The sequence below is a fragment of the Photorhabdus aballayi genome, from assembly GCF_026153155.1.
GTDB classification, from domain to species: Bacteria; Pseudomonadota; Gammaproteobacteria; order Enterobacterales; family Enterobacteriaceae; genus Photorhabdus; species Photorhabdus luminescens.
The window spans coordinates 1-12,426 of sequence record NZ_JAPFCD010000033.1 but is presented as its reverse complement, the minus strand read 5'-3'; the positions used below and the strand labels follow the sequence as shown (position 1 = coordinate 12,426).

General features: G+C 44.5%; 9 protein-coding genes and 1 pseudogene. 8 read left to right on the top strand and 2 right to left on the bottom strand.

The genetic code is table 11. The annotated features are described in order from the left end of the window. The first annotated feature begins 224 nt into the window (after positions 1–224). The 8 genes from ribF to carB all read left to right on the top strand — a co-directional run bounded on the left by ribF (position 225) and on the right by carB (position 11,712). Positions 225–1,169 (top strand): bifunctional riboflavin kinase/FAD synthetase, encoded by a 945-nt coding sequence (gene ribF, locus OO184_RS15860; protein ID WP_265380012.1) that lies wholly within the window; start codon positions 225–227, stop codon positions 1,167–1,169. A 24-nt stretch (positions 1,170–1,193) separates the two neighbouring features. Further along, on the top strand, positions 1,194–4,007 hold the full coding sequence (ileS, locus tag OO184_RS15855) for an isoleucine--tRNA ligase (protein ID WP_265380011.1): 2,814 nt from the start codon (positions 1,194–1,196) through the stop codon (positions 4,005–4,007). Further along, complete coding sequence (gene lspA, locus OO184_RS15850) at positions 4,007–4,510, top strand: signal peptidase II (protein ID WP_265380010.1); 504 nt, start codon at positions 4,007–4,009, stop codon at positions 4,508–4,510. The genes ileS and lspA overlap by 1 nt, the downstream gene beginning before the upstream one ends. Positions 4,511–4,515: 5 nt before the next feature. Next, on the top strand, positions 4,516–4,986 hold the full coding sequence (gene fkpB, locus OO184_RS15845) for an FKBP-type peptidyl-prolyl cis-trans isomerase (protein ID WP_265380009.1): 471 nt from the start codon (positions 4,516–4,518) through the stop codon (positions 4,984–4,986). Then, positions 4,967–5,920, top strand: coding sequence for a 4-hydroxy-3-methylbut-2-enyl diphosphate reductase (ispH, locus tag OO184_RS15840; protein WP_265380008.1), 954 nt, complete (start codon positions 4,967–4,969; stop codon positions 5,918–5,920). Before fkpB ends, ispH begins: the two co-directional genes overlap by 20 nt. Before the next feature lie 120 nt (positions 5,921–6,040). Further along, positions 6,041–6,862, top strand: coding sequence for a 4-hydroxy-tetrahydrodipicolinate reductase (gene dapB / locus OO184_RS15835; RefSeq protein WP_265380007.1), 822 nt, complete (start codon positions 6,041–6,043; stop codon positions 6,860–6,862). A gap of 434 nt (positions 6,863–7,296) precedes the next feature. Further along, on the top strand, positions 7,297–8,460 hold the full coding sequence (gene carA, locus OO184_RS15830) for a glutamine-hydrolyzing carbamoyl-phosphate synthase small subunit (protein ID WP_265380006.1): 1,164 nt from the start codon (positions 7,297–7,299) through the stop codon (positions 8,458–8,460). Positions 8,461–8,475: 15 nt separating this feature from the next. Then, complete coding sequence (gene carB, locus OO184_RS15825; RefSeq protein ID WP_265380005.1) at positions 8,476–11,712, top strand: carbamoyl-phosphate synthase large subunit; 3,237 nt, start codon at positions 8,476–8,478, stop codon at positions 11,710–11,712. Positions 11,713–11,840: 128 nt separating this feature from the next. Here the strand turns inward: carB and OO184_RS15820 are convergent, their stop codons facing one another. Beyond that, the gene (locus OO184_RS15820; protein ID WP_265380004.1) at positions 11,841–12,221 is read right to left on the bottom strand and encodes a DUF6853 family protein; all 381 of its coding nucleotides are present in this window, start codon (positions 12,219–12,221) and stop codon (positions 11,841–11,843) included. After that, positions 12,214–12,426: pseudogene (locus tag OO184_RS15815) on the bottom strand (hemolysin BL-binding protein); the annotation flags it as partial. The gene OO184_RS15820 and the pseudogene OO184_RS15815, both read right to left, overlap by 8 nt.

Below are 12,426 nucleotides of genomic sequence, written 5' to 3'. Positions count from 1 at the left end.
TGATGGCGCAGGATTTTATCAGCTTACTTAGCGGGAATACAGTCTTTCACAATAAAAATCTCATTGAATAGTCCAGATAGAAATAAAATGAATATTTTTCGGGATTCCTGCGCGTTTTTGTTGTATGAATCAGGGTTATTGATTTAAATCATCTTATGATGGTGGGTTAACCTTGAGCTTTGTACAAGGTATAATTTGGCAATTTCCAGGGTATTGGGCCAGCTATGGAGCTAATTCGCGGTATACGTAATATCCGGGCATGTCACCGCGGTTGCGTGTTGACGATTGGTAATTTTGATGGCGTTCACCGAGGTCATCAGGCACTACTGAAACACTTAAAACACGAAGGGCAGCGTCAGGAATTACCAGTAATGGTCATGACTTTTGAGCCACAACCCTTGGAGTTTTTTGCTAAGGGTAATGCTCCCGCGCGTTTGACGAGATTGAGGGATAAAGCCAAATATCTCGCCCAATGTGGTGTGGATTATTTATTATGCGTGAAATTTGACAGAAATTTTGCGGCAAATACGCCAGAAGCTTTTGTTTCACGGTTGCTGGTGGAAAAATTGGGTGTTAAGTTTCTCGCGGTGGGAGACGACTTTCGTTTTGGTCAAGCTCGCAGTGGTGATTTTGCCTTTTTACAGCGAGCCGGTGAAACATACGGCTTTGACGTGACCAATAGTGAAAGTTTTTGTGATAATGGTTTGCGGATCAGCAGCACAGCTATCCGTCAAGCATTGCAAAATGATGATTTGGTATTAGCCGAAACATTATTAGGGCATCCATATAGTATTTGCGGCCGGGTCGTTCATGGTAAACGACTGGGGAGCACCATTGGTTTTCCAACAGCTAATTTGCCGTTAAAACGATTAGTGGCTCCTGTACAAGGCGTTTATGTTGTTGAAGTTTATGGTTTAGGAGACAAGCCCTTACCGGGTGTTGCCAATATTGGCACACGCCCAACAGTTTCTGGTCAGGGTCAACAACTTGAAGTACATCTAATTGATACCCAAATGGATCTCTATGGGCGTTATATTGATGTGGTGTTACGCAAAAAATTGCGTAATGAGCAGCGGTTTGCTTCCCTTGATGCACTCAAGCAGCAAATTGCTAATGATTTGGTCGCTGCAAGGGAATTTCTTAAACAGCGGCCTGTGTCATGTATCTAGCGGAAAATTGGAATTGAGAATCGAATGAGTGACTATAAAAACACCCTGAATCTGCCAGAAACAGGGTTTCCAATGCGTGGAGATTTAGCAAAGCGCGAACCAGATATGTTAAAACGTTGGTACAAAGATGAGTTGTATCAGGTAATTCGTAAAGCAAAAGCCGGTAAAAAAACATTTATTCTGCATGACGGCCCTCCTTACGCGAATGGCAGTATTCATATTGGTCACTCAGTCAATAAAATTCTCAAAGATATTATTATTAAATCCAAAGGGATGGCGGGATATGACTCGCCATATATTCCTGGTTGGGATTGCCACGGTTTACCTATTGAGCTTAAGGTTGAGCAGATTATTGGTAAACCCGGGGAGAAATTTTCCGCCGCTGAATTTCGTGCCGAGTGCCGCAAATATGCTAAAGAGCAGATTGAAGGTCAGAAGAAAGATTTTATTCGTCTGGGCATATTAGGTGACTGGGAACGTCCATATCTGACGATGGATTTTAAGACTGAAGCCAATATTATTCGCGCATTGAGCCGTATTATCGCTAATGGTCATTTGCTGAAAGGCGCCAAGCCTGTTCACTGGTGTACTGATTGCCGCTCATCATTGGCCGAAGCGGAAGTTGAGTATTACGACAAAACTTCTCCATCGATTGATGTGCGTTTTAAGGCGGTTGATGCAGCAGCGGTTTGTGCGAAATTTGGTGTGCAGGCGCCAGATCAGCCAGTCTCTCTGGTGATCTGGACAACCACGCCGTGGACATTGCCGGCTAACCGGGCCATCGCTTTGCATGCTGAATTTAGCTATCAATTAGTACAGATTGAGGGCGAATGTCTGATCCTGGCGGCTGATTTGGTAGAAAGTGTAATGCAGCGTGCGGGTATAACTTCGTGGGTGGTATTAGGGAGTTGTGCAGGGGCGGCGTTGGAGCTGTTGCGCTTTAAACATCCATTTATGGGCTTTGATTCACCGGTTGTACTGGGTGATCATGTGACTCTAGATGCAGGTACCGGTGCTGTGCACACGGCGCCAGGTCACGGCCCGGACGACTTTGTTCTCGGTCAGAAATATGGTTTGGAAGTTGCAAATCCGGTTGGCCCGAATGGTTGCTATCTGCCCGGTACTTATCCTACTTTGGATGGCGTATTTGTCTTTAAGGCGAATGATGTTGTGCTGAATATCCTGAGTGAAAACAATGCATTGTTGCATTTGGAAAAATTACAGCACAGTTATCCCTGTTGCTGGCGCCATAAGACGCCTATCATTTTCCGTGCCACGCCGCAGTGGTTTGTCAGCATGGATCAAAATGGTCTGCGTAAACAATCGTTGCAAGAGATCAAAGGGGTTCAGTGGATTCCGGGTTGGGGCCAGGCCCGTATTGAGGCAATGGTTGAAAACCGTCCTGACTGGTGTATTTCACGTCAACGTACTTGGGGTACGCCGATGTCTCTTTTCGTCCATAAAGAGACAGAAGAACTTCATCCACGTACCATCGAATTGATGGAAGAAGTTGCAAAACGTGTTGAAGTTGATGGCATTCAGGCGTGGTGGGATCTGGAGCCAGCCGAACTGCTAGGTGATGACGCAGCTAACTATGTCAAAATTTTTGATACGTTAGATGTCTGGTTCGATTCGGGATCAACTCACGCATCGGTGGTTGATGCCCGCCCTGAATTCCAGGGTAACGCTGCGGATATCTATCTTGAAGGTTCAGATCAGCACCGTGGCTGGTTTATGTCTTCCCTGATGATCTCAACGGCAATAAAAGGTAAAGCGCCTTACCGTCAGGTGTTAACTCACGGTTTCACTGTGGATGGTCAGGGCCGTAAGATGTCTAAATCTATCGGTAATACCGTCAGTCCGCAGGATGTTATAAATAAATTAGGGGCAGATATTCTGCGTCTATGGGTTGCTTCTACCGATTACACCGGTGAAATTGCGGTATCCGATGAGATCCTGAAACGTTCTGCTGATGCCTATCGTCGTATCCGTAACACGGCGCGTTTCCTGCTAGCGAACCTGAATGGCTTTGATCCTGAACAACATAGGGTTAAACCAGAAGAGATGGCGGTGTTGGATCGTTGGGCGGTAGGGCGTGCTCAGGCAGCGCAGGCAGACATTGCAAAATGCTACGATGAGTATGATTTCCATACTGTTGTTCAACGTATGATGCAATTCTGTTCCGTGGAGATGGGATCGTTCTATCTCGATATCATTAAAGACCGTCAGTACACCGCTAAGAGCGATAGTCTGGCTCGTCGGAGTTGTCAGACTGCGCTGTATCATATTGCGGAAGCGTTGGTTCGCTGGATGGCGCCTATCCTCTCTTTTACTGCCGATGAAGTTTGGAATGAGTTGCCTGGCAAACGTGCTCAATATGTATTTACCGAAGAGTGGTATGACGGCTTGTTTGGTCCGGCTGCGGGCGAGCAGATGAATGATGCTTTCTGGGCTGATTTGCTGGCAGTGCGTGGTGAAGTTAACAAAGTGTTGGAGCAGGCACGTGCAGACAAACATATCCGTAGTTCACTGGAAGCCGCAGTGACGCTGTACGCCGATTCTGAATTGGCGGACAAACTGAATAGCCTCAGAGATGAATTGCGTTTTGTTCTGCTAACATCTCAGGTGGTTGTTGCAGATTATGATCAGGCTGATGAAGATGCGCAGCAAAGCGAAATCGGTAGCCTGAAAATTGCTTTCCGTAAAGCGGATGGCGAAAAATGCCCTCGTTGCTGGCATTACGCTAAAGATGTGGGATTGGTGGCGGAACATGCAGAACTTTGTGGCCGCTGTGTAACTAATGTTGCCGGTAACGGCGAAGAGCGTAAGTTTGCCTGATGAATAAACCCATTTGCTCCACCGGCCTTCGCTGGCTTTGGTTAGTTGTTGTGGTATTGATTCTGGATCTGGGTAGTAAACAGCTAGTGTTACAACACTTTCATCTGTATGAATCCGTTCCATTGATACCTTATTTTAATCTGACTTATGCCCAGAATTTTGGGGCGGCTTTCAGTTTCCTTGCTGAGAAAGACGGCTGGCAGCGTTGGTTCTTTGCATTCATTGCCGTTGCTATTTCAGTTGTGTTGACGGTGATGATGTATCGTGCCAGTGCAAAGAAGAAACTGAGTAATATCGCTTATGCCCTGATTATTGGTGGAGCATTGGGTAATCTGTTTGACCGGTTGGTTCATGGTTTTGTCATCGATTTTATTGATTTTTATGTCGGTGATTGGCACTTTCCAACTTTTAATATCGCCGATATGGCGATATGTCTCGGGGCTGGATTGGTTATCATTGATAGCTTTTTAAGCCCGGATGAAAAGACAATCAAAGTGGGATAAGTAATATGTCAAACCAGGTGCAGGCGGATAGTGCAGTTTTACTGCATTTCACTTTAAAACTGCAAGATGGCTCCATTGCCGACTCCACTTACACTCAGGGCAAACCTGCATTATTTCGTTTAGGTGATGGAACCCTTTCCTCACCTTTGGAACAGCAGCTTACTGGGCTAAAAGAGGGAGATAAACATAGCTTTACTCTGGCTGGTGAGGCTGTATTTGGTAAACCAAATCCTGATCTGATCCAATATTTTACTCCGCGTGATTTTGCTGAAACGGGTATGCCTGAAATTGGCACTATAATGTTATTTACGGCGATGAATGGCAGTGAAATGCCGGGCATAGTCAAAGCCGTAACAGAAGAGTCTGTGACTGTTGATTTCAATCACCCGTTAGCTGATCAGAACGTCACGTTTGAAATTGAAGTATTGGAAATTGATCAACAATTGGAGGAAAACCATGCAGATATTGCTGGCTAACCCTCGCGGTTTTTGTGCCGGTGTTGACCGAGCTATCAGTATCGTAGAACGCGCACTGGAATTATATGGTGCGCCGATCTATGTTCGTCATGAAGTTGTGCATAACCGTTATGTTGTAGATAACCTGCGCAAGCGAGGGGCTATCTTTATTGAAGAAATTTCAGAAGTACCGGATGATGCGATTCTGATTTTTTCGGCACATGGTGTTTCACAGGCTATTCGTGCAGAAGCGCGTTCCCGCAATTTGACCATGTTGTTCGATGCGACTTGTCCGTTAGTGACGAAAGTCCACATGGAGGTCGCAAGAGCCAGCCGCAAGGGCAAAGAAGCTATTCTGATTGGTCATGCTGGGCATCCCGAAGTTGAAGGTACAATGGGTCAGTACAACAATGCGGAAGGCGGAATGTATCTGGTTGAATCTCCAGAAGATGTATGGAACTTGAAAGTCAAAGATGAAGACAATTTGTGTTTTATGACTCAAACCACGTTATCCGTTGATGATACTTCAGAAGTGATTGATGCACTTAATGCGCGATTCCCGAACATTGTTGGTCCTCGTAAGGATGATATCTGCTATGCGACGACTAACCGCCAGGAAGCGGTGCGGGATCTGGCGTCTGATGCTGATGTTGTCTTGGTTGTGGGTTCAAAGAATTCATCTAACTCAAATCGTCTGGCTGAGTTAGCTCAACGAGTTGGTAAGCCTGCTTATTTGATAGATTCTGCGGAGGATATTAAAGAAGAGTGGATTACCGGCACCTCTCTGGTTGGTGTAACCGCTGGCGCTTCGGCGCCGGATATTTTAGTTCAGCAAGTTATTGAACGCCTGAGAAATCTTGGAGCTGGCTCCGTCAAGGAATTACACGGTAGGGAAGAAAATATTGTGTTTGAAGTGCCGAAAGAGTTACGTGTTGAAGTCAAAGAAATTAGATAAATAATCTAAATATCCATGATAAACAAGAATAAAGTAGTATGTTTTATCTTTATTTAAAGTATTCATCTGACTGATCATCGTGTTAAATCAGGAAAAGGACTAACTTCATAGTGAGGGCTTATGGCTGATACAGATATTCGTGTTGCTATTGTTGGCGCTGGTGGGCGTATGGGACGTCAGTTGATTCAGGCTATTTATCAATTAGAGGGTGTAGTTCTTGGCGCAGCTTTGGAGCGCTCTGGTTCTTCTCTGATCGGTGCCGATGCTGGAGAGTTGGCGGGTATTGGTCATACAGGTGTGACTGTTTGTGATGACCTGAAAAGTATCGTTGATAATTTTGATATCCTGATCGATTTTACCCGGCCGGAAGGAACGTTGACTCATCTTGAAATTTGTCGCCAGGGCGGCAAGGCGATGGTGATCGGTACAACGGGCTTTGATGAGGCTGGTAAACAGGTAATTAAAGAGGCTTCTGCTGATATCCCGATTGTTTTTGCCGCGAATTTCAGCGTAGGTGTGAATCTGGTACTTAAGCTATTAGAAAAAGCGGCGAAAGTGATGGGTGAGTATAGCGATATCGAAATTATCGAAGCGCATCACCGCCATAAAGTGGATGCACCATCAGGAACGGCTTTAGCAATGGGTGAATCTATTGCTCATGCTTTGGGGCGGGATCTAAAAGCGTGTGCTGTCTATGCCCGTGAAAGTTATACCGGTGAACGTGATCCGAAAAGTATTGGTTTTGCGACTATCCGTGCCGGGGATATCGTGGGCGAGCATACCGCTATGTTTGCAGATATTGGGGAGAGAGTAGAGATAACTCATAAGGCTTCCAGTCGGATGACGTTTGCAAATGGCGCTGTAAAGGCTGCTTTATGGCTAAGTGGTAAAAACAGAGGTCTTTTTGATATGAAAGACGTGCTGGATCTCGACTTGCTTTGAAAGAAAATTTTTTTAACTTATTGATATCGCATAATTAAATATTTTATTGTGCGATTTTTATTTTCTTTATTTGATTTTATTATTTTTTGGTTTATTTTTTCTATTTTTGTCTTATTCTTAGCCTTAATTTTCTGCTTTTTTCTCCTTTCTATGATTATTTTTAGCTTTTCATCTGATAATCAAGTTTTCTATGCTGATTACCGTTTTCTAAATTAGTTTTGTTGCTGTTTTTAGTCTTACTTTATTAATTCACCCGGTGTAATGTGTAAAAAAATAAGAAAAGTAACATTTTTTGTAGACAACTCCCCCTCTCATCATTAGAATGCGCGCAATTTGCCAAAATTTTGCCTAAAAAGCAGCTTTGGCATTGATTTTGAGGAATAAATCTGAATTAATATGCACTAGTTGCGAGTAATTATTCTTTGGAGGGTGTTTTGATTAAGTCAGCTATATTGGTTCTGGAAGACGGAACCCAATTCCACGGTCGTGCCATCGGTGCGGAAGGGGCGGCAGTTGGGGAAGTGGTTTTCAATACCTCGATGACCGGATATCAAGAAATTCTCACAGACCCTTCCTATTCCCGCCAAATTGTCACTCTTACTTATCCCCATATTGGTAATGTCGGTGTTAACTCAGTCGATAAAGAATCACTAAAAGTACAGGCCCAAGGGCTAGTGATTCGTGATCTACCACTGTTGACCAGTAACTTCCGCTGCGAAGAAACGCTTTCCGATTACCTTAAACGCCATAATATTGTTGCGATATCAGATATTGATACCCGTAAACTTACGCGTTTGTTAAGAGAAAAGGGTTCACAGAATGGTTGTATTATAGCAGGTAAGCAGATTGATGCTCAGGTTGCTCTGGAAAAAGCGCAAGCATTTCCGGGATTGGAAGGGATGGATTTAGCAAAAGAGGTAACAACTAAACAGATTTATCCGTGGTTACAGGGAAGCTGGACGTTGGCGGGGGGATTACCGGAAGATAAGCAAGAACAGGATCTGCCTTATCATGTTGTTGCTTATGACTTTGGTGCAAAACGTAATATTTTGCGAATGCTGGTGGATCGTGGCTGCCGCCTGACAGTTGTTCCTGCCCAGACACCGGCTGAAGATGTACTGAAACTGAATCCAGATGGTATTTTCTTATCTAATGGACCGGGGGATCCGGCACCTTGTGGCTATGCAATCGAAGCAATCAAAACCCTGCTTGAGACAGAGATTCCAATCTTTGGTATCTGTCTTGGACACCAATTGTTGGCATTAGCTAGTGGCGCTGAAACCATGAAAATGAAATTTGGTCATCATGGTGGAAACCATCCGGTAAAAGATCTTGAATGTAATGTTGTCATGATTACTGCCCAAAACCACGGTTTTGCTGTAGATGAAAAATCATTGCCGTCAAATCTGAACGTGACTCATAAATCTCTATTTGACGGTACGTTGCAAGGCATTCATCGCACGGATAAACCCGCATTTAGCTTCCAGGGTCACCCAGAAGCCAGCCCAGGTCCCCATGAAACAGCGTCGTTATTTGATCACTTTATTGACCTAATTGAACAGTATTGTCAGAAAAATAATCGTCATAACACCAAGTAATCAGGAGAAAATAAAATGGCAAAACGTACTGATATTAAAAGTATCCTGATTCTGGGAGCTGGCCCGATTGTTATTGGTCAGGCTTGTGAATTCGACTACTCAGGAGCACAAGCTTGTAAAGCATTACGGGAAGAAGGTTATCGTGTCGTTCTGGTGAATTCTAACCCTGCTACCATTATGACTGATCCAGAAATGGCCGATGCCACTTATATTGAACCGATCCACTGGGAAGTGGTGCGTAAAATCATTGAAAAAGAGCGCCCTGATGCGATTCTGCCAACAATGGGCGGACAAACCGCACTCAACTGCGCGCTAGAACTGGAGCGTCAGGGAGTACTGGAAGAGTTTGGCGTTACCATGATTGGCGCTACCGCAGATGCGATTGATAAAGCGGAAGATCGCCGCCGTTTCGATATAGCAATGAAAAAGATCGGCTTGGAAACTCCGCGTTCTGGTATCGCCCATTCAATGGAAGAAGCGCTGGCAGTTGCTGATAAAGTCGGTTTTCCTTGTATTATCCGTCCTTCCTTTACTATGGGAGGAAGCGGTGGCGGTATTGCTTATAACCGTGAAGAATTCGAGGAAATTTGTGAGCGTGGCTTGGATCTTTCACCAACCAACGAACTCTTGATTGATGAATCTCTGATTGGTTGGAAAGAGTATGAAATGGAGGTCGTGCGGGATAAAAATGATAACTGCATTATCGTCTGCTCTATTGAAAACTTTGATGCGATGGGGATTCATACTGGTGATTCCATCACGGTTGCCCCGGCGCAAACGATGACGGATAAAGAGTATCAAATCATGCGTAACGCTTCGATGGCGGTATTGCGTGAAATCGGTGTAGAAACTGGGGGATCTAACGTACAGTTTGCGGTGAACCCAAAAAACGGCCGTTTAGTTATCATCGAAATGAATCCACGCGTTTCCCGCTCTTCTGCGCTGGCTTCGAAAGCGACAGGTTTCCCGATCGCTAAAATTGCCGCTAAACTGGCTGTCGGTTACACCCTTGACGAATTGATGAATGATATCACTGGTGGTCGCACGCCAGCTTCCTTTGAACCTTCTATTGACTACGTAGTTACTAAAGTTCCTCGTTTTAATTTCGAAAAATTTGCAGGGGCCAATGATCGTCTGACAACCCAGATGAAATCTGTTGGTGAGGTGATGGCGATTGGCCGCACTCAGCAAGAATCTCTGCAAAAAGCATTGCGTGGTTTGGAAATCGGGGCAACCGGTTTTGATCCGAAAGTCAATTTAGATGATCCAGAAGCATTGACTAAAATTCGTCGCGAATTAAAAGATGCGGGCGCTGAGCGTATCTGGTATATCGCTGATGCTTTCCGTGCGGGTATGTCTGTTGATGGTGTTTTTAACCTGACTGATATTGATCGCTGGTTCTTAGTGCAAATTGAAGAACTGGTGCGATTGGAAGAACAGGTGGCAGATCAGGGCATTAACAGCTTGACGGCCGACTTCCTGCGTCATCTGAAACGTAAAGGTTTTGCTGATGCACGTCTGGCGAAACTGGTTGGCGTGGCTGAAAAAGAGATCCGTAAACTGCGCCACAAATATAATCTGTATCCGGTTTATAAGCGCGTTGATACCTGTGCGGCAGAATTTGCGACTGATACTGCATACATGTATTCCACTTATGAAGATGAGTGTGAAGCTAATCCGAATAGCGACAAGCCAAAAATCATGGTATTGGGTGGCGGCCCTAACCGTATTGGACAAGGGATTGAATTCGACTATTGCTGTGTTCATGCAGCGCTGGCACTGCGTGAAGATGGTTATGAAACCATTATGGTGAACTGTAACCCGGAAACCGTTTCAACAGATTACGATACGTCGGACCGTCTCTATTTCGAACCGGTGACTTTGGAAGATGTTCTTGAGATTGTGCGTGTTGAACAGCCAAAAGGGGTGATTGTTCAGTATGGTGGGCAGACTCCGCTGAAATTGGCGCGTGAACTGGAAATCGCCGGTGTTCCAATTATTGGCACCAGCCCGGATGCGATTGATCGTGCGGAAGATCGTGAACGTTTCAAACAGGCAGTCAATCGTCTTGGCCTGAAACAACCTGAAAATGCCACAGTGACCACGATAGAACGAGCCATTGAGAAAGCAAACATTTTGGGTTATCCGCTGGTGGTTCGTCCATCTTATGTTTTGGGCGGCCGTGCGATGGAAATCGTCTATGACGAAGTTGATTTACGCCGTTACTTCCAGACTGCGGTCAGTGTCTCTAATGATGCCCCGGTATTGCTTGATTGCTTCCTTGATGATGCTGTGGAAGTGGACGTTGATGCTATCTGTGACGGTGAGCGTGTATTGATCGGCGGCATTATGGAACATATTGAGCAGGCTGGAGTGCATTCCGGCGACTCAGCTTGTTCACTGCCTGCTTACACCCTAAATCAGGAAATTCAGGATGTCATGCGTCAGCAGGTAGAAAAACTGGCATTTGAATTGGGTGTACGTGGCTTGATGAATGTCCAGTTTGCTGTCAAGAATGATGAGGTTTATCTGATTGAAGTCAACCCGCGTGCAGCTCGTACTGTGCCATTTGTTTCTAAAGCGACCGGTTTACCACTGGCGAAAGTTGCGGCTCGAGTGATGGTTGGGCAATCTCTGGCTGAGCAAGGTGCAACTAAGGAGATCATCCCGCCATACTATTCGGTGAAAGAGGTTGTATTGCCTTTCAACAAATTCCCCGGTGTGGATCCGATTCTTGGGCCTGAAATGCGGTCAACCGGAGAAGTGATGGGAGTTGGGCGTACATTTGCCGAAGCTTTCTCAAAAGCACTATTGGGATGTAGCGCCAAAATTCCGCAAAGTGGTAGAGCGCTTCTGTCAGTGCGTGAAGGTGATAAAGGCCGAGTTGTGGATTTGGCAGCTAAGTTGCTGAAACAGGGTTTTGAACTGGATGCGACTCATGGTACTGCGGTTGTGCTAGGCGAAGCGGGGATTAACCCTCGTCTGGTGAATAAGGTTCACGAAGGGCGTCCGCATATTCAGGACAGAATCAAAAATGGTGAATATAGCTATATTGTAAACACGACTGCGGGTCGTCAGGCAATTGAGGATTCCAAACTTATTCGCCGTAGTGCTCTGCAATATAAAGTGCATTATGACACTACATTAAATGGTGGGTTTGCTACAACAATGGCACTGAGTGCTGATCCAACCGAACAGGTGATTTCTGTACAAGAAATGCATGCGGCGATTAATAGCCAGTCCGTATTATGATTAATTGAAGTAATAAATAAGGTGCGCTTGAGAAAGCGCACTTATTATTTATTACTGACAAAATGCCGGATAAAAAAATCAGCGCTTTGTTAATAAATTGAACCCCAGCCTTTTAACTGAGATGGTTATTATTTCTTATTTTCAGAGTAATTATAGTGGTCTGGGATCTTATAATTTTCAGGAATTTTCGGCCAATTATATCGATCTGTCCAACCTATCATTTCGATATCTTCAAAGATTCCATCAAAAAAATTACGTAAATTCATTGCATATATCCTAGCCATTACTAATGCTGTCTGAACTGCAACCATATCATTTTGGTCAAGGGCTTTTTTTGATACTGCAAACATGGATATCAATTTTTTGAGCTCATCTTGCAGTTCATCATCCAGATTTAACGAATAATCAAGGTTACCATTATTATCAAGCTTATTTTTTGAGATATTGCAAGCTGCTGCTAGCTCGACTAAAATCGTTTTTATGTCATTTAACTTGTTTATTTCAGTCAATTTTAAGTTTCCTCCCTTGACCAGCTTTGGTCTTATCCACATTTACTGGACTATCTAAATTAAGGGCTGCTTTAAAATTATTTTTACTATCAAAAAGTTCAAGATGATTTTTATGAGCACCGTCCAGATACATTTGATCGCCTTTCTTGATTATATCACCCAGTTTACTCTGAGCTTGATAAATACTCTGTCCTAATATCGTTTG

What these genes read in the sequence shown, in the direction of transcription:
- ribF (WP_265380012.1), top strand. Translation starts at nt 225, where the DNA reads ATGGAGCTAATTCGCGGTATACGTAATATCCGGGCATGTCACCGCGGT.
- ileS (WP_265380011.1), top strand. Translation starts at nt 1,194, where the DNA reads ATGAGTGACTATAAAAACACCCTGAATCTGCCAGAAACAGGGTTTCCA.
- lspA (WP_265380010.1), top strand. Translation starts at nt 4,007, where the DNA reads ATGAATAAACCCATTTGCTCCACCGGCCTTCGCTGGCTTTGGTTAGTT.
- fkpB (WP_265380009.1), top strand. Translation starts at nt 4,516, where the DNA reads ATGTCAAACCAGGTGCAGGCGGATAGTGCAGTTTTACTGCATTTCACT.
- ispH (WP_265380008.1), top strand. Translation starts at nt 4,967, where the DNA reads ATGCAGATATTGCTGGCTAACCCTCGCGGTTTTTGTGCCGGTGTTGAC.
- dapB (WP_265380007.1), top strand. Translation starts at nt 6,041, where the DNA reads ATGGCTGATACAGATATTCGTGTTGCTATTGTTGGCGCTGGTGGGCGT.
- carB (WP_265380005.1), top strand. Translation starts at nt 8,476, where the DNA reads ATGGCAAAACGTACTGATATTAAAAGTATCCTGATTCTGGGAGCTGGC.